25 protein-coding genes are annotated in these 23,253 nt (G+C 27.9%); 14 read left to right on the forward strand and 11 right to left on the reverse strand.

Annotation, left to right across the window (positions count from 1 at the left end; translation table 11 throughout):
- Positions 1-16: 16 nt before the first annotated feature.
- Complete coding sequence (locus tag H0I29_RS06670) at positions 17-1,282, reverse strand: D-alanyl-D-alanine carboxypeptidase/D-alanyl-D-alanine-endopeptidase (RefSeq protein WP_218754849.1); 1,266 nt, start codon at positions 1,280-1,282, stop codon at positions 17-19.
- Positions 1,283-1,373: 91 nt separating this feature from the next.
- Here H0I29_RS06670 and tatA (H0I29_RS06675) point away from each other — a divergent pair, with 91 nt between their 5' ends.
- Positions 1,374-1,700: a twin-arginine translocase TatA/TatE family subunit gene (gene tatA, locus H0I29_RS06675; protein ID WP_218754850.1), complete on the forward strand. Its 327-nt coding sequence runs from the start codon at positions 1,374-1,376 to the stop codon at positions 1,698-1,700.
- 152 nt (positions 1,701-1,852) lie between these two features.
- On the opposite strand, the gene H0I29_RS06680 is transcribed toward tatA (H0I29_RS06675), so the two are convergent.
- The 3 genes from H0I29_RS06680 to H0I29_RS06690 form a co-directional block, all read right to left on the reverse strand.
- Entirely contained in the window at positions 1,853-2,494 is a 642-nt protein-coding gene (locus H0I29_RS06680; protein WP_218754851.1) for an O-methyltransferase, read from the reverse strand.
- 185 nt (positions 2,495-2,679) lie between these two features.
- Positions 2,680-2,943, reverse strand: a complete 264-nt coding sequence (locus H0I29_RS06685; RefSeq protein ID WP_218754852.1) for a hypothetical protein — start codon at positions 2,941-2,943, stop codon at positions 2,680-2,682.
- A 3-nt stretch (positions 2,944-2,946) separates the two neighbouring features.
- Entirely contained in the window at positions 2,947-3,513 is a 567-nt protein-coding gene (locus tag H0I29_RS06690; RefSeq protein WP_218754853.1) for a sigma-70 family RNA polymerase sigma factor, read from the reverse strand.
- A 257-nt stretch (positions 3,514-3,770) separates the two neighbouring features.
- Between H0I29_RS06690 and panB the strand changes: the two genes are divergently transcribed.
- The 7 genes from panB to H0I29_RS06725 all read left to right on the forward strand — a co-directional run bounded on the left by panB (position 3,771) and on the right by H0I29_RS06725 (position 8,071).
- Positions 3,771-4,589, forward strand: a complete 819-nt coding sequence (gene panB / locus H0I29_RS06695) for a 3-methyl-2-oxobutanoate hydroxymethyltransferase (RefSeq protein ID WP_165731405.1) — start codon at positions 3,771-3,773, stop codon at positions 4,587-4,589.
- Positions 4,590-4,790: 201 nt separating this feature from the next.
- Entirely contained in the window at positions 4,791-4,955 is a 165-nt protein-coding gene (locus tag H0I29_RS18490; RefSeq protein ID WP_254713176.1) for a four helix bundle protein, read from the forward strand.
- A gap of 123 nt (positions 4,956-5,078) precedes the next feature.
- Positions 5,079-6,017 carry a 2-hydroxyacid dehydrogenase gene (locus H0I29_RS06705; RefSeq protein ID WP_218754854.1) on the forward strand — a complete coding sequence of 313 codons (939 nt, stop codon included), beginning with the start codon at positions 5,079-5,081 and terminating at the stop codon, positions 6,015-6,017.
- A 351-nt stretch (positions 6,018-6,368) separates the two neighbouring features.
- Positions 6,369-6,827 carry a DUF1801 domain-containing protein gene (locus H0I29_RS06710; RefSeq protein WP_218754855.1) on the forward strand — a complete coding sequence of 153 codons (459 nt, stop codon included), beginning with the start codon at positions 6,369-6,371 and terminating at the stop codon, positions 6,825-6,827.
- A 3-nt stretch (positions 6,828-6,830) separates the two neighbouring features.
- A complete protein-coding gene (locus H0I29_RS06715; RefSeq protein WP_218732056.1) occupies positions 6,831-7,217 on the forward strand; it encodes a VOC family protein in 387 nt (128 codons plus the stop codon).
- 29 nt (positions 7,218-7,246) lie between these two features.
- Positions 7,247-7,660 carry a hypothetical protein gene (locus H0I29_RS06720; protein WP_218754856.1) on the forward strand — a complete coding sequence of 138 codons (414 nt, stop codon included), beginning with the start codon at positions 7,247-7,249 and terminating at the stop codon, positions 7,658-7,660.
- A 12-nt stretch (positions 7,661-7,672) separates the two neighbouring features.
- Positions 7,673-8,071, forward strand: a complete 399-nt coding sequence (locus H0I29_RS06725) for a DoxX family protein (protein ID WP_218732058.1) — start codon at positions 7,673-7,675, stop codon at positions 8,069-8,071.
- Between the two features lie 768 nt (positions 8,072-8,839).
- On the opposite strand, the gene H0I29_RS06730 is transcribed toward H0I29_RS06725, so the two are convergent.
- Genes H0I29_RS06730 through H0I29_RS06745 form a run of 4 tightly spaced genes read right to left on the reverse strand, consistent with a single transcriptional unit; the run spans position 8,840 to position 15,458 of the window.
- Positions 8,840-9,697 carry a class I SAM-dependent methyltransferase gene (locus tag H0I29_RS06730; protein WP_218732059.1) on the reverse strand — a complete coding sequence of 286 codons (858 nt, stop codon included), beginning with the start codon at positions 9,695-9,697 and terminating at the stop codon, positions 8,840-8,842.
- Positions 9,698-9,752: 55 nt separating this feature from the next.
- Positions 9,753-11,630: a tRNA uridine-5-carboxymethylaminomethyl(34) synthesis enzyme MnmG gene (mnmG, locus tag H0I29_RS06735; protein WP_218732060.1), complete on the reverse strand. Its 1,878-nt coding sequence runs from the start codon at positions 11,628-11,630 to the stop codon at positions 9,753-9,755.
- A 49-nt stretch (positions 11,631-11,679) separates the two neighbouring features.
- Complete coding sequence (gene ybeY, locus H0I29_RS06740) at positions 11,680-12,090, reverse strand: rRNA maturation RNase YbeY (protein ID WP_208890699.1); 411 nt, start codon at positions 12,088-12,090, stop codon at positions 11,680-11,682.
- Positions 12,091-12,092: 2 nt separating this feature from the next.
- Complete coding sequence (locus H0I29_RS06745; protein ID WP_218754857.1) at positions 12,093-15,458, reverse strand: DUF4175 family protein; 3,366 nt, start codon at positions 15,456-15,458, stop codon at positions 12,093-12,095.
- A gap of 110 nt (positions 15,459-15,568) precedes the next feature.
- On the opposite strand from H0I29_RS06745, the gene H0I29_RS06750 reads away from it, so the two are divergent.
- Positions 15,569-16,423 carry a hypothetical protein gene (locus tag H0I29_RS06750; RefSeq protein ID WP_218754858.1) on the forward strand — a complete coding sequence of 285 codons (855 nt, stop codon included), beginning with the start codon at positions 15,569-15,571 and terminating at the stop codon, positions 16,421-16,423.
- On the opposite strand, the gene H0I29_RS06755 is transcribed toward H0I29_RS06750, so the two are convergent.
- Positions 16,420-16,977, reverse strand: a complete 558-nt coding sequence (locus H0I29_RS06755; RefSeq protein WP_218754859.1) for a hypothetical protein — start codon at positions 16,975-16,977, stop codon at positions 16,420-16,422. The two genes, H0I29_RS06750 and H0I29_RS06755, sit on opposite strands and share 4 nt — an antisense overlap.
- 124 nt (positions 16,978-17,101) lie before the next feature.
- On the opposite strand from H0I29_RS06755, the gene gltX reads away from it, so the two are divergent.
- The 5 genes from gltX to H0I29_RS06780 all read left to right on the forward strand — a co-directional run bounded on the left by gltX (position 17,102) and on the right by H0I29_RS06780 (position 22,118).
- Positions 17,102-18,622 (forward strand): glutamate--tRNA ligase, encoded by a 1,521-nt coding sequence (gltX, locus tag H0I29_RS06760; RefSeq protein WP_218754860.1) that lies wholly within the window; start codon positions 17,102-17,104, stop codon positions 18,620-18,622.
- 300 nt (positions 18,623-18,922) lie between these two features.
- Positions 18,923-19,462 (forward strand): hypothetical protein, encoded by a 540-nt coding sequence (locus tag H0I29_RS06765; RefSeq protein WP_218732065.1) that lies wholly within the window; start codon positions 18,923-18,925, stop codon positions 19,460-19,462.
- A 160-nt stretch (positions 19,463-19,622) separates the two neighbouring features.
- The gene (locus H0I29_RS06770) at positions 19,623-20,552 is read left to right on the forward strand and encodes an SPFH domain-containing protein (RefSeq protein WP_218732066.1); all 930 of its coding nucleotides are present in this window, start codon (positions 19,623-19,625) and stop codon (positions 20,550-20,552) included.
- A 72-nt stretch (positions 20,553-20,624) separates the two neighbouring features.
- Complete coding sequence (locus tag H0I29_RS06775; RefSeq protein WP_165731391.1) at positions 20,625-20,942, forward strand: heavy metal-binding domain-containing protein; 318 nt, start codon at positions 20,625-20,627, stop codon at positions 20,940-20,942.
- Between the two features lie 306 nt (positions 20,943-21,248).
- Positions 21,249-22,118 (forward strand): LytTR family DNA-binding domain-containing protein, encoded by an 870-nt coding sequence (locus H0I29_RS06780; protein ID WP_218754861.1) that lies wholly within the window; start codon positions 21,249-21,251, stop codon positions 22,116-22,118.
- Between the two features lie 199 nt (positions 22,119-22,317).
- Here the strand turns inward: H0I29_RS06780 and tatA (H0I29_RS06785) are convergent, their stop codons facing one another.
- Both tatA (H0I29_RS06785) and H0I29_RS06790 read right to left on the reverse strand, forming a co-directional pair.
- Entirely contained in the window at positions 22,318-22,506 is a 189-nt protein-coding gene (tatA, locus tag H0I29_RS06785) for a twin-arginine translocase TatA/TatE family subunit (protein WP_068447859.1), read from the reverse strand.
- Between the two features lie 56 nt (positions 22,507-22,562).
- Positions 22,563-23,252 carry a head GIN domain-containing protein gene (locus H0I29_RS06790; RefSeq protein ID WP_218732068.1) on the reverse strand — a complete coding sequence of 230 codons (690 nt, stop codon included), beginning with the start codon at positions 23,250-23,252 and terminating at the stop codon, positions 22,563-22,565.
- Between the last annotated feature and the right edge of the window lies 1 nt (position 23,253).

Raw genomic sequence — 23,253 nt, forward strand, 5'->3', positions numbered from 1 at the left:
ATTTTAATCAATATATTTAATAATTATCTCTTAGTTCCTCAAATATCATTTGCATTCTCTTTTTTACTTCACCGTTAGAATGCATATAATGGTTATTCATATAACTAAAAACTAATACTTTACCCGATTTTGTAATTAAGTATCCGCTTAAATTATAATTATTTCCTAGAGTACCAGATTTTGCATGAATATACGGTTTTGGATTTCCAGAAAACCAATTTTTTAAAGTACCCGATTCTCCACCAACAGGAAAAAACTGAAACAACTTTTTAGATGGTATTTTTTTGTGCATTTTTGTTAAAACTTCTACAAAAGAAATGGGTGTAAATAAATTATATCTACTTAAACCAGAACCATCTACCCAGCGTGGTTTTTGTTTTAAATCTTGTAATTGATGTTTTAAAATAAAGTTTCTTGCTTTTGCAGAACTCAATGTATCTGAAAGTGTTGAAGACGCTAAAACTAAAATCTGTTCTGCTAAAAAATTATCGCTTACTTCCATCATTCTTTTAAATAATGAATCTTTAGGAATACTATAGGCAATTGTAGCCGGTTTTAAAGCCGATTTATGCAATAAACTTACTTTGTTGGGTAAAATATCATTCCAGAGATTTAAGAGTAAAGAATCGCTTATAATCATAGGAATTTCGGTTTCTCTTTTCCTGTTTTTTCCAAAATAAAAAGAATTAGAAAGCTCTTTTCTGCCGTAACTTTTATCTGTAATTTCTAATTTATCAGCAAAATAGTTTGGGCTGACCTTTATGGAATCTTCATTTTGAACAAAGACAACATTTCCATACATAGGAAAAGCACTTACTTCTGGACTAAAATAGCTATCAAAATCTTCCCAAGCCCAACCTGGTCCGTATTTTTGATCAGAAATATTATTAGCAATTAAATGTACTTTTTTATATTTTTTTGCCAATTTTAAAGCGGTGCTGTCTTTAAAAAATGGATGTAAAAAAGTAGGATCTCCTGTGGCTTGTATGGTAATTGTATCTTTATTTACAGCATATTTAAAAGCCGGAATTGAATCTGGCAACATTTCTAAACCTGTAAAAAGTGTGAAAATTTTGGTATTACTTGCGGGTGTAAAATACTTATCTGCATTATAATTATAAAGTACTTTATCTGCTGCTACATCATAAATATAAATTCCCGTAAATTGATTATCAAAAAAAGAAGTTGCTAATTTTTGATCGATATTTCTAGATAATTTAACTATTTTACAGCTTGTAAAATAGACAGTTACAAACAAAATTACAAGTACTCTTTTAAGCATTTAAATTATTTTTAATATATTTTTTTTCTAAACTACAAATATTTTGGTTTGTGAAGTTTATATATTGAATAAATATTTACCTTTGTAGTATATGAATACAATTCTTTTATTTATTAGTGGTCCAGAAATAATGGTTGTCATGTTAATTGTGGTGATGCTTTTTGGTGCAGATAAGATTCCTGAAATTGCCAAAGGATTAGGAAAAGGAATGCGTCAAGTAAAAGATGCAACCAACGATATTAAGAGAGAAATTAACGAAAGTTCTAAATTACCAAAAGCAGAAGCAGATTCTGCAAAAGAGGTATCTCAAGGCGCAAACCAAGAATTTAAAAATATTACAAAAGATATTAATAAAGGAATCAATTCTGTAAAACAAGATATTGAAGATTTAACTGGCCCGATAAAGCGTAATTTCTAAATTTATTTTTTAGAACCGTTTATTCCTCTTAAAAAAATTACCTTAACTATCTTTCCTTCGTAGCGGAAAACCATAATAAACACTTCAAAAATTACTTTTTAAATAGTTTATTGGTTTTTAAAAACAATGTTTTTTATCCCGCAGAGCGGAAACTATTTTACTCTAGTTATTGTTAAACCATCTCTAATTGGTAATAGTACCGTTTCTACTCTATCATCTGTATTTAATAATTTATTGTATTCTAAAAGAACTTTTGTGTCTTTGTCTTTAGGATCTAATTTTTCTACTACTTTTCCACTCCAAAGTACATTATCAGACAAAATAATTCCGCCAGAATTCATTTTATCAATAATTAAATGAAAATAGTTGATGTAATTAGATTTATCCGCATCAATAAAAACCAAATCGAATTTCTGGTCAATAGTAGGAATAATCTCAATTGCATTCCCCACAAATTGTGCTATTTGATTTCTGAAACCAGATTTTTCAAAATATTTATTTTGAAGTGTTTCTAATTCTTCATTTTTATCTAATGTAAAAATTTTTCCTTCGGATGCTAATCCTTCCGCTAAACACAAAGCAGAATACCCAGTATACGTACCAATTTCTAAAATGTTTTTTGGCTGAATTAATTTTGAAATCATAGACAATACTCTTCCTTGAAAAGCACCGCTTAACATTCTAGGATTCAATACTTTTTGCCAAGTTTCTTTACCTAATTCTTTTAAAATGGTTGGCTCTTGTTGTGAATGTTCCACAACATAATTGTCTATATTTTCTGGTAAAAAATGCATCTTATAGCTGGTCGAGCGCAGTCGGAACCTTATTAAATTTCTATACAAACCTCTCGACTGCGCTCGAGAAGACAAAAAGCTAAAATACAAAAAAACGGAATCTATATTTCTATAAATCCCGTTTCAATCTAACAAAAAATCAAAAAATGTAGTTTTTTAAAAACTACCAAAATATCTTTATTCCTTTATTCCTTTATTTTCTCTAACTCTCTCTTTAGAGCTTCCTTTTCTTCTTTACTTAAACAACGCTTTATCTCTTTACAACTTTTAGCTTGCCCTTTGTATAAATTTGTAAGTGTTTTATTTTGCTTTGTGTAAAGACAACATATTTTACAACTTAAAAAATGAATACTTAATTTCACTTTTTCACTTATAGTAGCAGCACCGTATTGGCTTTTATCACAAATAGTAGTTGCTTCGTCGCAGGTAATTTTTAAATTTTTAAACATGTCTTAATTATTAAACCAATTATCTTCCATACACTTTCTGAGCTGTGTTCTTGCTCTATGAATGATAACCCATAAATTGGACGCTGTAATATCTAACTCCTTACAAATTTCTTCAGTTTCAAACTCTTGTATTGTTTTCATTCTAAAAACCATTGCATATTTTTCTGGCAAAGCATCTATACAAGAATCTAACTGACTTTTTAATTCTTCGTTTTCAATGGTTTTTTCCGACTGATTGTCCCAACTCTGTGGCACTCTTTCTTCTAACCAATTACCTTCATTTTCTCCATCATCATAAAAATTCATTCTAACTTCAGCCTGTCCTTTTTTAGAATTTATTTTTCTGTAATAATCTATGATCTTTCTTTTTAAGATTGAAATTAACCAAGTTCTTTCGGTAGATTTTCCTTGAAAATTTTTAGCTGATTTTAATCCTGCAAAAAAAGTATCTTGAACTAAATCTTTAGCCAAGTCACCATTATTTACACGCACAACAGCATAATTATACATATAATCTGCATAATTATCTATCCATTTGTCTGTGTTTAATACAACTTGCTCTTCTGTCATCTAATAAATAAAAAATCAAAGATAATGTTATTTTTTATTCTTTGCTCTTTACAATTACCACTTCTTTTTTAACTATCAAATAATTAAGTAGATACAAGTTCTTAGAAATTTAAATGAAAAACTATAAATAACAAGCAATAAAATTAACAAATAACCTTTTAATAAAATTTTATCTTCTTAAGATTAACGAAAGATTAACTTGTTTAATATTTAATGCTTTTCCTTACATTTACATACTATTATAAAAAATAAAAAGTATGTCAGCAGCAAAAAAAGAATATAAAAAAGTTACAGTAAAATCTTTGGTAGATATGAAGAAGAATGGAGAGAAAATTTCCATGTTAACTGCCTATGATTTTACAATGGCAAAAATTTTAGATGGAGCTGGAATTGATGTTCTTTTGGTTGGAGATTCTGCATCTAATGTTATGGCGGGTCATGAAACAACTTTACCTATTACGTTAGATCAAATGATTTATCATGCAAGTTCTGTAGTTAGAGCTATTACAAGATGTTTAGTGGTTGTAGATTTACCTTTTGGTAGTTACCAATCAGACCCAAAAGAAGCGTTACGTTCTGCTATTAGAATTATGAAAGAAAGCGGCGGACATTCTATAAAATTAGAAGGTGGTAAAGAAATTAAAGAATCTATTAAACGTATTTTAAATGCCGGAATTCCTGTAATGGGACATTTAGGTTTAACACCACAATCTATATATAAATTTGGTACGTACACAGTTAGAGCAAAGGAAGAAGAAGAAGCAGAACAATTAATGGAAGATGCTTTAATGTTAGAAAGATTAGGCTGTTTTGCCGTTGTTCTAGAAAAAGTACCTGCTAAATTAGCTCAAGAAGTTGCAGAAGCAATTTCTATTCCTGTAATTGGTATTGGTGCCGGAAATGGTGTTGATGGTCAGGTTTTAGTTACCCACGATATGTTAGGAATGACACACGAATTTCATCCTCGTTTTTTACGTAGATATTTAGATATGCATACAGAAATGACTGGCGCTTTTAAATCTTATATTGATGATGTAAAAAGCAGTGATTTCCCTAATGATAAAGAGCAATATTAAGTATCGATGATTGGATTGTTAGATTGTTGGATGATTAGATTTAACATAAACATTCTAAAATTGGATGAATAAAATTTATAATTTTCTAACAATCTAATTATCTAAAATTTATAAAAAATGCATCGGTATAAAGATTTAAAATTTTGACAATTAAGTAGAACTTTTTGTACTGATATCTATATTATTACTAAATCTTTTCCTATAGATGAAAAGTTTGGATTAATTTCCCAATTAAGAAGAGCAGTAGTATCTATTCCTTCTAATATTGCAGAAGGAACAGTAAGAAGTTCAAATAAAGATTTTAAGCGTTTTCTAAGAATTTATTTAGGATCTTGTTATGAAATTGAAACACAACTTTTGATTTAGGGTTTCTTGAAAAAGAAGAACTTGAAAAACTTAATAAAAACGCTTCAAAAAATTATTAAAATGATGTCTAAGTTTAATTCTTCTCTAAAAATCTAAGAACTCCAACAATCTAAAATACTAAAAATGAAAATTCTACACCTAGACTCAAATCACTCGCTTTTAATAAATCAATTAAATGATTTAGGGTATCAAAATGATGAAGATTACACTTCATCTAAAGAAGAAGTTTTAGCTAAAATTCACAACTATGATGGTTTTATAATTAGAAGTCGTTTTTCTATTGATAAAGCATTTTTAGACAAAGCCACCAACTTAAAGTTTATTGGACGTGTTGGTGCAGGTTTAGAAAATATAGATTGTGATTATGCAGAAAGCTTAAATATTGAATTAATTGCTGCTCCGGAAGGGAACAGAAACGCAGTAGGAGAACATAGCTTAGGAATGCTATTATCGCTATTTAACAAGCTAAACAAAGCAGATAAAGAAGTTAGAAACGGTAAATGGCTGCGCGAAGAAAACCGCGGAATTGAACTAGACTGTAGAACGGTTGGATTAATTGGTTATGGAAATATGGGGAAATCTTTTGCAAAAAAACTTCGTGGTTTTGATGTAGAAGTTTTGTGTTATGATATAAAGCCAAATGTTGGAGATGCAAATTGTAAACAAGTTTCTTTAGAAGAATTACAAGAAAAATCTGACGTTTTAAGTTTACACATACCACAAACAACACTTACTCAAAACATGATTAATGCAGACCTTATCAATGGTTTTAAAAAGTCTTTTTGGTTGATAAATACCGCACGTGGAAAATCTGTAGTCACCAAAGACTTGGTTTCAGCTTTAAAAAACGGTAAGATTTTAGGTGCTGGTTTAGATGTTTTAGAGTATGAAAAAGCATCTTTTGAAAACTTGTTTTCTGATGATAAAATGCCAGAGGCTTTTCAATATTTAATCAATTCAGAAAATGTTTTATTATCACCTCATGTTGCCGGTTGGACTGTTGAAAGTAAAGAACGATTGGCACAGACTATTGTAGATAAAATTAAGGTAAAATTTAATTAAATAATTTACTATAACAATCAGCCCCTTCAGTTTTAAAAACCTGAAGGGGCTTTTTATATTATAAAACTTAAGGAGTAATGATTTCTAACTTATCAAAAGAAATTACATAGGTTTGTGTTATCACTGTTATGGGATTTCTCCTTTGGTCGAAGTGACAATTTCATATTATTATATGTTCAGTTATGGTTACACCCAGTTTTGTCATTTCTACTTTTTTGGGAGAAATCTCATTAAATTGCTCTGTTTTACATTAGCTTCTTTATACGATTATTCAATACTTATAATTCACAAAATATGTTTAACTTGTTACACTTTTGTCATTCGAAATGACACTTGTATAAATCTAAAATTATGCAATACAAAGCCACATCAGTAGAAGAGTATATAAAACAGGTTCCTGAAGAACGTAAAAATGCTTTATTAAAATTACGTACAACCATCAAACAAAACCTGCCTAGTGATTTTAAAGAAGGTATTCAGTATGGAATGATTGGGTATTATGTTCCTCATTCTTTGTATCCAGATGGGTACCATTGCAACCCAAAAGAACCTTTGCCTTTTATGAGTTTTGCTTCTCAAAAAAACTCCATAAATTTATATCATAGTGGTATTTATGCCATTCCAGAAATTAAAGATTGGTTTGTAAACGAATACCCAAAGCATTGCAAACGCACATTAGATATGGGTAAAAGTTGTATTCGTTTTAAAAAAACAGCAGAAATTCCTTTTGAATTAATTGCTGAATTATGTAAAAAAATAACTGTTGATGAATGGATAGCAGTTTATGAAACTAATATTAAAAAGAAGTAGTTTATGAAAAATAGAGTTACAGGAATTGGAGGTTTATTTTTTAAATCTGAAAATGCAAAAGCAGCAAAAGAATGGTATAAAAATCATTTAGGATTTAATACGGACGATTGGGGATGTACTTTCTGGTGGAAAGATGAGAACGGAAATAAATGCTCTACACAATGGAGTCCGTTTGCAGAAGACACTAAACATTTTGAACCTTCTAAAAAGGACTTTATGTTTAATTACAGAGTAGAAAATTTAGTAGAATTATTAGCTGAATTAAAGAAAGAAGGTGTTACTATTGTAGGTGAAATGGAAGAACATGACTATGGTAAATTCGGTTGGATTTTAGACAACGAAGGAAACAAAATTGAGCTTTGGGAACCTATTGATAAAGCTTTTCTTTAGGATTATATAATATTAAATTAATCAAAAAAATGTCAGAAGAAAATAAAAATTTAAAGGGGAACCTAAAAACAACTTTAGGTTCAATTTCTAACGAAGCAAAAGAAACTCTTGAAAGCACAAAAGAAAAAACAAACGAATTTGTAGAAGATGCTAAAGACGTTTTTGAAGATGCAAAAGGAAAAGTAAATGAACTTTTATCTGATGAAAACATAGAAAAAGTAAAACATAAAGCAGAAGAATACTCTGAAATAGCAAAACAGAAAACAACTGAATTTACAGATGACACAAAAGAAACTTATGAAGATTTAAAAGAAAAAAGTTCTGAATTAGCTGGAGACGCAGCAGAACATTTAGCCGATTTTGCAGAAGATGCTAAAGAGGAACTAACAGATATCAAAGAAAAGTCGAAAAGCTTTTTACAACGATTATTCGGAAAATCATAAAGGGAAGTAATTATGCATTTTTTATCTGACTACCCTACTGAGATTTTAATCTTATTTTTTTTAATCATTACTTTTTTAATATCTGCATTCGAAAAAATACTAGATTGGAAAGGAACGATCTCTTTTATAAAAGATCATTTTAAAAATTCTCCATTAAAAGGCAGTGTTCCGTTTTTATTATCCATTCTATTAATCATAGAAATTCTTGCTGTAGGATTTATGATTATTGGAGTGTATCAAATTTATACTTCAGAAGCAAAAGAAATTGCATTACTCGGAATACAGCTTTCTGCCATTAGTATAATTTTTATGCTTATTGGGCAACGTCTTGCAAAAGATTATCCAGGAGCGATGTCTCTAGGTGTCTATTTTATCATTTCACTTTGTGGTGTATATTTACTAAATAAATAAAACTGATATTTTTTATCAATTACATAAGTAATATTTATAGAAAAAACTCTTGAAACAATCGTTTTAAGAGCTTTTCTTTTTTAACTAAGGTGTTTCTACTCTATTTGAAATATGTTTTAAACAAGTCTTTTTAAAATCGTTTTTAATAGCTTTTTAGGTACAAAAACTAAAGTAAGATATACTTTTTCCTCTTTTTGATTTAAATGAAACTAAAAACTGATTTTACAACGTTCTTTTTTCAATTTTGAGATCTCTTCTTAAAAACATATTTATTTAATATTCTAAAGGATTTCTACAATACAACTTGTTTTCAAAAAACATTGAATTTTATATGATAAGAAAAACACAACTGAACTAGAATTTAAAAGAGAGTAAAATTTTAAGTAAAAACTAATTAAAATTTAATATCCAAACTAAGAGTTATAGTTACATTTTATTTTGAAGTAACTGAACTTTTCAAACTTATTATGAATCTATAAAACAGCTATTATAAAATTCTACAAAACCTACCACTACTCCAACATTATAAATATTCAGATAAAATTAAATCGTTCTTACCTGTAATCTATATTTTTAATTTAATGTTTGTAGCTAAACCATAAAACCATTCTTAAATCAATTTTTTAATTATTGTTTTAAAAAACGTTCCTAATTTTAGATTAAAAAACTAAAATGTTCCACGAGGAACAACTTGATTTTTCATCATAAAAAAACCTTCAAAATTATTTTTTTGAAGGTTGATAATTCTTTTAAAAAAAAATTATAATTCTACTTGTTTTTAATTACATAAATTAAAGAAGAATATTCTTTTGTTTTCCTTGCTTTTAAATTGGAAACAAAACCTCTATGAAATGCTTTCAATGGATTCATTTTTCCTGTTTTATATTTTTCACTTAAAAGAGAAACATAATAAGAATCAAACTTCATTGGCAATGTTTTTTCTACAATCATATTCTCTTCAGAAAATATTTTCTGAATTGAATTTTGTGAAAAATGCCAAATATGTCTTGGCACATCAAAAGCTGCCCAATACTCTTTATAATATTTTGCATCATCACTTTTATGATTCGGTACCGCAATGATTAATCTTCCATTTTCAGAAAGTAATTCTTTTAATTTAGAAATGTAATCAGATAATTTTTCTACATGTTCTAAAACATGCCAAAGCGTAATTACATCAAATTTTTTATTTTGAATATCAAGTAATTCTTCTTGTAAAATAATCCCTTTTTCTTTTGCAATTTCTCTTGCATCAGCACTTGGTTCTACACCAAGAACATTCCAATAATTAGATGCACATACTTTTAAAAAGTCTCCTGTACCTGCTCCAACATCTAAAATATTTTTAGAATCTGTTTTAAAGGAATTAATTAAATTTAACTTACTTCTTAATGTAATATTCTTTACAGACTGATAAACCTTATCCATTAATGTTTTTTTACTATCAGTGTGTGAAATATAATTTTCACTCTTATAGTAATTTTCTAGATCTACCGGAATTGGTGAAGTCACCAACATATCATATTCCGTATTAAACATCACCTCATAAGTTTCATCTGAAACCGTAAAATCTTTACAATTTAAATAAGGTTCTAACTTTTTGTGAAGACCTCTTTTTTCCCCCATAATACTTTTTCTTTATAATATGTTCCACGAGGAACATAGCAATTATTTTCACAATTTATCTACCCATATAAACCAAAAGCACAGAGATATCGCTGGGGGAAACGCCACTTATTCTACTTGCTTGTGATATAGATGTCGGTTGAATTTTACTCAATTTTTCTCTAGCTTCAAAAGACAGAGATTTTACTTTTTGATAATTAAAACTAGAAGGAATCATTACATTCTCTAACCTATTTAATTTATCTGCATTATTCTTTTCTTTCTCTATATAACCAGAGTATTTTAAATGAATAACAGCTTGTTCAATTGCTTCCTTATCAATATTATTTTCATCTAAAAAAGCAGTTAATTTCTTTACACTTTTAAAATCAGAAAAATCTAATTGAGGTCTTGCAGCAATTTTATAAAGCTTCATAGATTGGTTAATCAATGCTAAATTCTTTGCTTCTAAAATAGGGTTTATTTCCTCTTGTTTTACACTTGTATTTTGTAAAAAATGAATTAATAGATCTGCTTTTTCTTGCTTTTCAATAACTCTATCTAACCTTTCTTGAGAAGCTAAACCTAATTTAAAACCTATTGGTGTCAATCTCAAATCTGCATTATCTTGTCTTAATAAGGTTCTATATTCTGCTCTAGATGTAAACATTCTATAAGGCTCTTCTGTACCTTTTGTAATTAAATCATCTATTAAAACACCAATATAAGCTTCGTTTCTTTTTAAAACAAAAGGTTCTTTTTCTTGCGTTTTTAACGCAGCGTTTACACCTGCCATTAAACCTTGAGCAGCAGCTTCTTCATAGCCTGTGGTTCCATTTATTTGTCCTGCGAAGAATAAGTTTTCAATTATTTTAGTTTCTAACGAATGTTTTAATTGCGTTGGTGGGAAAAAATCATACTCAATTGCATAGCCATATCTTAAAAATTTTACATTTTCAAAACCAGCTACAGAACGAATTGCTTTGTCCTGAACATCCTCTGGAAGAGAGGTTGAAAAACCATTTACATACATTTCACAAGTTGTCCAACCTTCTGGTTCAATAAACATTTGATGTCTATCTTTCGTTGCAAAACGGTCTATCTTATCTTCTATCGAAGGACAATATCTTGGCCCTGTAGATTTAATTCTACCATTAAACATTGGCGATCTATCAAACCCTGTACGCAACAAATCATGCACATCTAAATTGGTATACGTTAACCAACAAGAACGTTGTTTTTGTAATGGTTTTGTTGTTGGTAAATAAGAAAATTTCTCGGTAATTTCATCACCAGGTTGCTCAATCATTTTAGAATAATCTAAAGATCGTCCATCTACTCTTGGTGGTGTTCCGGTTTTCATTCTACCAGATTCAAAACCTTTAGCAACTAAATCTTCTGTAATTCCGGTTGATGCTCCCTCACCTGCTCTACCACCTCCAAAACTTTTATCTCCAATATGGATTAATCCATTTAAAAAAGTACCTGCAGTTATTACCACAGTTTTGGCTTTTATTTCTAAACCTAAAGCTGTTTTTACACCAATAATTTTATTACCATCAAATAATAAACCGTTTACAGAATCTTGATAAAAATCTACATTTTCAGTTTGCTCTAACATCGTTCTCCAGCATTCTGCAAACTGCATTCTGTCAGATTGGGCTCTTGGACTCCACATTGCAGGTCCTTTAGATTTATTAAGCATCTTAAATTGTATCGCTGTTTTATCAGTAACAATTCCGCTATAACCTCCTAAAGCATCAATCTCTCTAATTATTTGTCCTTTTGCGATTCCTCCCATTGCAGGATTACAACTCATCTGCGCAATATTTTGCAAATTCATTGTAATTAATAAGGTGTGTGCACCCATGTTTGCAGCAGCTGCTGCAGCCTCACTCCCAGCGTGACCACCTCCTACTACAATAACGTCGTATGTTGTTGAAAATAAACTCATTATATTATGGTTCCACGTGAAACCTTGTATTTACATTATTGATTATCAATTATTTGAATTCAGATAACGCCGTATTCTCGGCATTTCTCATCTCTTTTTTTTCAGTTTCAGTTTTATCTTTATATCCCATATAATGAAGTACACCATGTATCATCACTCTATGTAATTCCTCTATAAAAGAAACCTCAAAATCTTTCGCATTATCAGCAACTCTTTCAATAGAAATATAAATATCTCCGCTAATTAATTTACCTAAAGTATTATCGAAACTAATTACATCAGTTAAAGTATCGTGTTGTAAAAACTCTACATTTAATTTATGAAGGTATTCGTCATCACAAAAAATATAGTTCAATTCACCTAAACTAAAACCTTTTTTTGAAACCACATTATCAATCCAATATTCTAAAAGATTTTCATCTTTTAAATCAAAATCTGTTTCGTAATTAAAAGTAACCATAATTAATCCTTGTTTGAGTCAGAAAAATATGCTCTAACTTTGTTTTTATAATTCTGCTGCAAAGGTAATGATTGTCTATTTAATATCTCTGTTTGATTGTAAAACTGCTTTTTAAATTCTAAAGCCTTTATATTTCTCTTTTCAAGTTCTTTTAAATTAGAATTAGACTTCCGTTTTTTATCTTCTCCTTGTTCTAAAGCAGCTTTATCTAACTTTAATAATTCATAATTTAATTGCTGCATTTTTTGAAGTGTTTCAGCGTTAAAACCTTTTTCTAAGATTTCATTTTCTAAGTCTTCCATCTTCCTTAGAGCTTTATTAGCATCTGAATTTTTACCATTTCCATCTTCCTCAGACATTTTAATTTGTTCTTGTAATTCTTGTCTTAATAAACTTTGCTGCTTGTAAATCTGATAAATTTCTCCATCCAAATCATCTATAGAGCCTCCTTCGCCACTACTACCTTTCTCTCCATTCTGTCCCTGTTTATCTCCCTTATCATTTTGTCCTGGTTTATCTCCTTTTTTTCCTTCTTTACCTTCAGTTTTATTATCACTAGGTTTATTACCTTTTTTCATTCCTTGCTGCATTTTTTCAGACAGCTCTCCTTGCTTCTTTATAAGGTCTGGCAAACTAAAACCTTTGCCTTTAGATTTATTTCCTTTGCCTTTTTTCATAGACATAGAATTCTTCATACTACTTAACATATTACTTAAATAATCTGCTAAACTATTAACAGAAGTCATAACGTAACGTTGGTTAGAAACTCCATATGAAAAAAGATTTTCAGAAAAATTATATAAAGATTGTTCTAAATTATAATGCGTTGTAGATAAATCATCTTTAATAATTGATGAAATTTTAGGCAACCTCATAGACAAGACATACAGACTATCATCTACATGTTCAAAATAGGTTTTAAGTTCATTTTGTTTCTTTAAATCTTTTCCAAAATCTGGATGTGAAGTAGAAATTTCTTCAAACTTATGCATTAAAGATTCTTGTTTGAAAGAAAAAACAACAAGGTTTTCTAAAATTTTACGCAAGTCATCAATGTTTTCTTCCATAGATTGTCCTTCCATTTCCATCATTGCTTTATGCATTTTAGTACTCATTTCTTTCATCTTTTTTGATGAATTATTTTGACTCTTTTTTGCATTAACTTTGTTTTCTTTAGAAAGGTTTTCTTCAGATCTTTTTAATTCAGTATCAATATCATCTTTTTCATCTTCCACATCCGGAAGTTCCATAGGTTCCTTTAACTTGTTATTGTCTTTATTTAATTCTTCTAAATCTTTTTTTATGACTTCAAATTCCTTTTTTATTTCTTTCTGTTTGATTAAAGTATTCTCTTTTTCTGTAGATAGTTCTTCTTGTTTTTTAGACAATTCTTCAACCTTATTAGCAATTTGCATTGTTTTCTGCTCAACATAAAAACGCTTGGTCAATTCTAAAATCCGTTCTAAACTTCTTTCTTGTTGTTTATTTTGTTGTGATAATTCCTTCGCCTTTTTTAATAAATCTTCTTTGTTAAGCTTCTGTCCCATTTTCTGAATTTCATCTAACAATTTTTGTTGCTTGTCTAATTTTTTAAGCTCTTCAATACGCTTTTTTAGCTCTTCTTTTTTATCTTGAAGATCTTGATTTTCTTCGTTTTTTTCATCTAAATTTTCGTGTAATTTATCAGTTTGACGTTGCATCATTCTATTATAATTATTCTGACGCTCTACAAATTTGTCAATCTTCTTTTTATCATTCCAATTAATTTGCTTCTTTCCTTGTAAATCTTGCTGAACTTTTTCTAATGCTTTCTGTTGCTTTTGTTGTTTCTGAATTGAATTTGAAATATTATTAATCGTATTTCTTTGCTCTTGCAACAACTCCTCCTCTACTTCATCAGTTGTTTTTTGTCGATAATTAAAAATTTTTGTCTTACTTTTTTTACTTCCATTTACAGCATCATTATCCAATACCTCAAAAAACAATTCATAATTAATTCCTGACTCTAAATTTAATCCGTCAGGAAACTGATAAAAGAAAGTTTGAATATTTTCTTTCGTTATTGACAATTCAAATTTATTTTGATTTTCAGGCTGCTCGTCATTATAATAAACGAGTTGTAATATTTTAATTCCATAGTCATCAGAAATCTGACCAGCAAATTGTGCAGTTCCGCGTGAAATACTGTCAATATTAGATTGCACAGTAATTAATGGAAATTCATCTTTTATAACATCTACATAAAACTCTAAATTCTCAAAATCTTTTAAATCTTTATTAGAAGATGAAATTTGATAATTTACCGGATTTTGAATCCTTTTAGAATATATAAAAATATTATCTGCATTTGAATCAAAAAAAACACTTTTATTATTGTTGATAAAAGCCAACGAATCTGTTTGATTTGTAGTTACATTCCAAGTAATAGTAGTACCTTCGGGAACTATTACATTACCAGAATTTTTAATCATTTCATTTTTCTTACCTAAATATTTGGGATACTTAACATCTAAAGAAATAGCATTAATAGTAGGTGTTTTTATAACTTCTAATTTATAATTTTGAGATTTAACTCCGTTTGCTTCAATAAAAAAATCAATTGGTTGTTGAACAGCTGAAAAAGTATAAGTAAAGGTTCCGTTACCATTATTTTCTAAAAAATATTGCTGATTTTCAAAGTGGATTTGTGCTTCCATTGGTAACACTTTTCCGAGGGTCTTAACCAAAATAGAAATAGACTTTCCTTGTATCACTTTTAAATCGTTATTTTTTACCGAAAATAAAAATGGAGCAGGCGGATTATAAGCTGTATTATGATTTACAACACGTTGTAAACTTTCTGATAATTTATCATTAGTATCTGTAAATAAGGTTATTAAAAATATTATAACAGGAACTATTGCATATTTTAAATACTTTTTGTTTTTGGTAAAATCTACAGCTTTTACAAACGGAATGGGTTGTAATTCTGTTTCTTTTTGTTGAATACTTGCTAACAATAAATCAGAATTATTGTTATTTTTTTTCAATTGCAAAACATTCAATAATTTATCTTGAACTTCAGGAAAATGAGCACCAATTATTTTAGAAGATTGTTCAAAAGTAATTCCTTTTCTAAGACCAATTAATTTAAAAATTGGCAGAAAAATAAATCGAAGTAACAAAAAAACTTCCACCAGTATAAAAAACCAAAATAAAATAGTTCTTGCGGTTGGTTTTAACCACAAAAAATATTCTATAAACACCGTGAAAAAAAAGTATAGAAATCCTAAAGAAAGAAATAATATACTTCCTTTTATCAATTCACTAGTATAATATTTACGTGTAAATTGATGTAATTTCTCCTCAATATTTTTAAATTCTGCCATAACTAACTTTTAAAAATACTATTTTTACATAGATAGACAACCAAATAATTGTTAAAACGAATTTTGTAAGTAATTAAAAAATAGTACTACTAAGTTTTAAAATCAAAAAAATGAAACAAATAACCAACTTTCTATTTTTATTCTTAACCATTTCTGCATTTTCTCAAGGTCCTTGGACGCAAGAAAAAGGAAAATTATATACCCAATTGTCATTTACTACAATACCTAATTATGATAAATTTTTTGGCGATCCGGATTATAGTATTAATGGAGAAATAACAGACAATACAATTCAAATTTATGGAGAATACGGAATTACAAATAACACAACTTTAATAGTAAACCTTCCATTTAAACTAATTTCTGTAGATAATTTAAGTTATGTAGATCCAGCAATATATTGTATTGTAGATTGTTCAAAAAATATTAATGAAAACAAAACAAGTTTAGGAAATATAGAAATTGGTGTAAAACATAACTTCTATAAAAAAGACTGGTTACTTTCTGGTCAATTATCAGTAGAAGTAAACACAAGTTCCTTTTATGAAAATTCAGGAATAAGAACAGGTTATGATGCCTTTACTTTTACTCCCCTATTTTTAGCTGGTAAAAGTTTTAGTAATTCTTATTTACAATCTTTTATAGGTACTAAACTTAGAACAAATAATTATAGTTCTAACTTTAAATTTGGTGGAGAATACGGTTATAAAGTTTTTAAAAATATATGGATCATTGGTTTTCTTGATTTAGAAAAATCTTTTGAAAACGGAGATATTGAGTTACCAGACATTAATAGAATAACATCATTATATATTAATAACCAAGAATATGGTGTTGTTGGTTTAAAAGCAATTGGAGAATTTTCTGATAATTTTGGAGTTACCGCAAGTTTGCCAGCTGCTTTTTATGGAAACAATGTTGCTAAACAAGTAGCATTAACTGTTGGTGTTTATAAGAAGTTTTAGGTTAATTCAATTTCAACATCTATCTCTTGAGTTCCATGAATTTCTTTATCAAAATCAATTTTATAAATATATTTTTGATTGTATAACTTTAGAATCTCATCTATTTCTTTTTTACTTTTTTCTGTAAAAATTAAATCATTTTTATAATTATTGAAATTTTTAATTGATTTTTTTATGAATAAATAACCTGTAAATAAAAAACTTCCAGAAACAATTAATAAAAAAGCCATATAGTTAAAAAAAGCTCTAGGATCCTTATTATAAGAAACTCTATCACCATTATTATGAAAATAATCAAAAACTAAAGAACCACATATCAACAAGAAAACACCAACAATAATTCCAAAAATAAAATTTTTATAAACCTTATTTTTTGATAATTTTAGATCTTCATAATCAACAAGAATATCTTCTAAAATATCCAATAAATTATCACTAAATTCAATTTTAGTACAAGTTATATTAAAGTCAGGTTTCTTATTTGTTACTCCACATAAATCACCTTTATGTAAACTTAGTTTTTGGTGTTCGCATAAATCACAATGCCTTTTCATTTTCATTTTATAAAAATACTAAAAACTAAGAAAATTATACTTTATAAACAACTATGTTTTTTAGGTACCTATGTGGTCAGTTTTTTATAAAAAAGTATCTTTGCAACCATAAAAAACAGAAAAGATGGAATCTAATGTACGTGTTCGTTTTGCACCAAGTCCTACAGGACCTTTGCATATTGGTGGTGTAAGAACAGCTTTATATAATTATTTATTTGCTAAAAAATATAACGGAACTTTTGTACTTCGTATAGAAGACACAGACCAAACGCGTTATGTTGCAAATGCAGAACAATATATTATAGATGCTTTAGAATGGTGTAATATTCCTTTTGATGAAGGCCCAGGAAAGAACGAAAAATTTGGTCCTTACAGACAATCAGAACGTAAAGAATTGTACAAAGAATATGCAGATAAACTAATTGAAACTGGTTGGGCATATTACTGTTTTGATTCTTCTGAAGCTTTAGATGCAGAAAGAAAAGCACACGAAGCAGAAGGTAAAACCTTTATCTATAACTGGCATAACAGAGCAGGCGGAACTTTAGTAAACTCTTTAGTTTTAACTGATGATGAAGTACAAAACAGAATAAATTCTGGCGAGAATTATGTAATCCGTTTTAAAACGCCACAAGATGAGCTTTTAAGAATGGAAGATGAAATACGTGGAAATATTAGAATTGATACCAATACTTTAGATGATAAAATTTTATTTAAAGGAGACGGAATGCCAACGTATCATTTAGCAAATATTGTTGATGATCATTTAATGGAAATCTCTCACGTAATTCGTGGAGAAGAATGGTTACCTTCTATGCCATTACATGTTTTATTATACAAAGCTTTTGGTTGGGATGCTCCTAAATTTGCACATTTACCATTAATTTTAAAACCAGTTGGTAAAGGTAAATTAAGCAAACGTGATGGTGATAAATTAGGTTTCCCAGTGTTTCCTTTAGAATATACAAACGATGTTACAGGTGATGTTTCACGTGGATATAAGGAAGATGGTTATTTTTCTGATGCTTTTATAAACATGTTGGCTTTCTTAGGATGGAATCCTGGAACAGAACAAGAATTATTTAATTTAGAAGCTTTAATTGAAGCTTTCGAATTAAAACGCGTTAGTAAATCTGGTGCAAAATTTAACCCAGATAAAGCAAAATGGTTCAATCAACAATATATGCAGACCAAGTCTGATGATGAATTGACTGATTTATACTTGCCTATTTTAGCTGAAAAAGGAATTACAAAAGACAAAGAGTTTGTTTTAAAAGTAGTTTCATCAATTAAGGAAAGAGCCACTTTTGTAAATGATTTTTGGGATTTATCTAGTTTCTTTTTCGAAACTCCAACAGAATACGACGCAAAAGCTTCTAAGAAAAACTGGAAAGAAGGAACATCAAAATTAATGCAAGAATTAATTACTGTAATTTCAACTATAGAAGATTTTTCATCAGAAAATACAGAAAAAGAAATTAAAGAATGGATTACTGCTAAAGAAATTGGTTTTGGTAAAGTAATGCAACCATTAAGATTGTCTTTAGTAGGTAAATTAGCAGGACCACATTTGTTTGATATTATTGCTATGATTGGTAAAGAAGAAACTTTAAAAAGAATTAAAAATGCAATTGAAAAATTGTAAAATTTCATCAAATAGAAATAATAACATACAGTTTTGTCATTTCGAACGAAGAGAAAAATCAGATAAATTTACATAAACTATGAGATTTCTCCTATTGTCGAAATGACAAATGGACGTATTATTAATAATTTTACCACATAGTAACATCTTAAAAATAGCGTTATATTTTCTACGTTACTATGTGTTGTAAAAAAAATTTAACTAATTACAAAATTAGTTAATAGAAGAAATTTTACTTTTTCACAAAATTGTATATATTTTTTTTTAATACCTTTCAATAAAAATAAAATCATCATCAACATGAAAAAAATATTTTTAGTTTTAATTTTAGGATATGCATTTACTGCTCAAGCTCAATACGGTTATGGAGATAGTCAAAGCAGGCGTCAGAATCAAATGATGCAAACAGAACAAAAGGCTCCAGAACCTAATTTTGATGTAGAAAGATATATTGGTATTGTAAATTATGATATAGAAAAAGCAGCTAAAAAATCGAGTATAAAACTTACTTCTAAAGAAGGACAAGAATTTTCTAGGGTATTGACTAAGTACAATAAAGATATTAAAGACATCACTAGAATTAATACGTTTGTATTAAGAAGTACAAAAGATATGGTTGAAAATTATCAGAAAACAGTAATGAAAACTGGTGATAATTCTTCACAAAAAAAAGTAATGACAACGATGAGTGAAAACCTCAAGCCTATTTCTGAAATACTAAAGAAAGAAGATAGAGAACTTGATAAAACAATAAAAGCGTTACTTTCTGAAAAGCAATATAAAAAGTGGATTAAGTACAACAGAAAAATATATAAAGTTTTTCCGAAAGAAGAAGAATAATTTATAAACTTAACAATATAAAAATCCTGTGAAAAATACTTTTCACAGGATTTTTTTTTAATAAAACTGTAACAATATAATAAAAATACGTCCTATAAATAATTACTAAATACCCTATCTTTACATATAAACAAATTATTAACTAAATAAAAAATAAACTATGATATCAACTACTATTATTATACCTATTGTTATAATTGCACTTGTCTTATTTTCATCATTTTTTATGGTGAAGCAACAAACAGCTGCCATTATAGAACGTTTTGGAAAATTTCATAGCATTAAACAATCTGGACTTAAATTAAAGATTCCTTTTGTTGATAAAATTGCTGGAAAATTGAGTTTAAAAATCCAACAATTAGATGTTATTATTGAAACAAAAACTTTAGATGATGTTTTTGTAAAATTAAAAGTTTCTGTACAATATAAAGTAATCACAGAAAAAGTATATGACGCTTTTTATAAATTAGATTATCCGCATGATCAAATTACAAGTTACGTATTTGATGTGGTAAGAGCAGAAGTACCAAAAATGAAATTAGATGATGTTTTTGTGAAAAAAAATGACATTGCTATTGCTGTAAAAACAGAATTAAATGATGCTATGTTAGATTATGGTTTCGATATTATTAGAACCCTTGTAACAGACATTGATCCAGATGCACAAGTAAAGATAGCAATGAACAGAATTAATGCTGCAGATAGAGAGAAAACAGCTGCACAATATGAAGGAGATGCCCAACGTATCTTAATTGTAGAAAAAGCAAAAGCAGAAGCAGAAAGTAAACGTTTACAAGGACAAGGTATTGCAGACCAAAGACGTGAAATTGCACGTGGTTTAGAAGAGTCTGTAGACGTTTTAAATAGAGTTGGTATAAATAGCCAAGAAGCATCTGCATTAATCGTTGTAACGCAACATTATGATACTTTACAATCTATTGGTAGTGAAACGAACAGTAATTTAATATTATTACCAAATTCTCCACAAGCAGGTAGTCAAATGTTAAATGATATGGTAGCAAGTTTTACTGCAAGTAACCAAATTGGTGAAGCAATGAAAAATGCAAAACCTAAAAAATTAGATAAATAAGTAAATACAATTTAATTTCATCTTTTGTTACTATAATAAAAGATGAAGTAACCTTATAAAAAATTACAAGAAATGATAGTAACAACAACTCCCACCATAGAAAACAGGCCTGCAACTCAATATTTAGGTATAGTAACAGGAGAAACCATTATTGGCGCTAATTTTATTAAAGATTTCTTTGCAGGAATTAGAGACATAGTTGGTGGACGTTCTGGTTCTTATGAAAAAGTTTTAAGAGAAGCTAAAGATTCTGCTTTAAAAGAAATGCAAGAAATGGCAAATTCTTTAGGTGCAGAAGCAATTGTTGGTGTAGATTTAGATTATGAAACTGTTGGTAAAAATGGAGGAATGTTAATGGTTACAGCCTCTGGAACAGCAGTAAAGTTATAGTAAAATAGCTACTTTTTAATGATCATAAGCTTAATAAAATTTTTAATAGAATATTTTATTAAGTTTTTTTTTTCCTAAATTTGAATGCACATTGTATTCGTAAAAAAATATTAAAGATTTTCTAACGATAAATTATCACTTTTAATAAAAAAAAATAGTTTAACTTACTTCATAATATAATTATCTTAACTTTCGTTTAGTTTGAAAAATAGATAGATCCTTTTTGAATAAGAACAATAGATTCTTGTTAAAAAACTTATAAATAAATATTATTTTTAAAGTTTATATATAAAATATTTTTTTTCTATGAAAAAAATTAGAAAATGGCTTTCTATGCCCTATTACTTTAATCCATCCATAAAAATTAAACTAAAAATTAGTTTTTCTCTTGGGTTATTCATCTTTATATTTTTATATATTTTTAGACCTTTTTATTTGAATCTATTTGAAGTTATTCTTTTAGAATATACTTTAGCTATAGGTATAACTGCCTTTATATCTGCTTTTATTATTCTATATGTACCACCACTTATTTTTAAGGATTATTTTAACGAAGATAAATGGACTATTGGTAGAAATCTATTTTTAATAGTGGTAAGTATTACAATAATTGGAACTATTGTTTGGTATTTTAGTGATTTATATACAAGACCTTATCACCTAAGAAGGTTTAGTCTTTTAGAATTTCTTTTCTATACATTTTTAATTAGCTTAATTCCATTAACCTTTTTTCTTTTTATTAATGAAAAAAATATACGTGAAAGAAGAGAAAAAAAGGTATTAGAAATTAAAGAAATAAAAAAAGAAAAAGAAATTTCTAAAAAACTAGCCAGTGAAATTTCTATTACTTCTGATAATGGAAAAGAAACTATTACTTTTAAAATAAAAAATTTGGTGTATATAACTTCTCAAGGAAACTATGCTAGTTTCTTTTTGTTACATAATAATAATCTAAAAGAAAAAATATTGAGAGTTACATTAACAAAAATAACTAAAGAATTAGAAGAATATTCTAATATTATTAGATGTCATAAAAGTTATATTGTAAATGTGAATTATATTACTGATATTTCTGGAAATGCACGAGGTTATTTATTAGGTTCAAAATTAATACCAATAGTTATTCCAGTATCTAGAAGTTTTTCTAAACAATCTTTACAAAGTTTGATACAATAAACCTTCCCATTTATCCCAAATACAGCAAAAATCTTCCTGTTTATAACAAATTTTTAATAATTTCGATTAAGATATATATATTTGTCTCAAGAAAAATGATTAAAAATATTGGGGGATTTTTTTAATTCATATACTAAAAAGCTCAACTTGTTTTATACAAATTGAGCTTTTTTTATGTTTTAAAAAGAATAATAAAGTATTATTTTTTCTCCTCTAATTTTTCTTCTGGTTCTTCTTTAGCAGCGTTTTTAAACTCTTTAATTCCGCTTCCTAAACCTTTCATTAATTCTGGAATCTTCTTACCACCAAATAATAGTAAAACTACTACCACAATAATAATTAGTTGTGGACCACCAATGAACATAAAATTTGTTGCTAAACTATACATGTTTTCTTTTATTTAATAGCACAAATATACAAAAAAGGTAATAACACTAACCTTTGTTAATTCCTTTTTTGAATAATTCCACCAATTACTTTTTTATCTTTAACAACCTCTGGATCTCCCTTGTAAAATATAGATCCTCCAAAGCTTACTTTAGCACTTAAAGTTTTACCTGCTAAAACTTCTGCTTTAGCTCCTGTACCTGCAAAAACATTAGAATTACTAATTACTTGCATGTCAAAACCATTATAAATACCATATAAGTCTACATCTACTTCTTGGTTATCTGCAGTACCAGTTAATTTTATAATTCCGCCAGATGATGTTTTAACAGTTAAATATTTAACCTCTGTTGTTAAATTAATAAAAGCTCTTTCTTGTGCGTTTACTTCTAATTTATCTTGATTTACATCTTTACCGGTTACGGTTGCACCTTCGTTAGCATCAATAATAGCTATATTTTTGTTATAATATAGTTTAACTAATACTTGACCATCTGCAGCATTATTTTCTGGTTTTAATGAAAAGGGTAATGATATTTTTAAGATGTTATTTACATTCTTAATTTTTACCATTTCAGATTTTTCTCCAGTAATTTCTAATTTTTGCTCTGCAGATTTTATCAACTCTAATTCTATACCATTATAGACTTTTAACTCAGAATAATCTCCTAAATTTTTAGTTACAGTTGTTTGTGCAATTGTTACAGAACTTAACAGTATAGCACAGATATATATTATATTTTTCATT

This window comes from Polaribacter sp. R2A056_3_33, assembly GCF_019278485.1.
Lineage (GTDB): Bacteria > Bacteroidota > Bacteroidia > Flavobacteriales > Flavobacteriaceae > Polaribacter.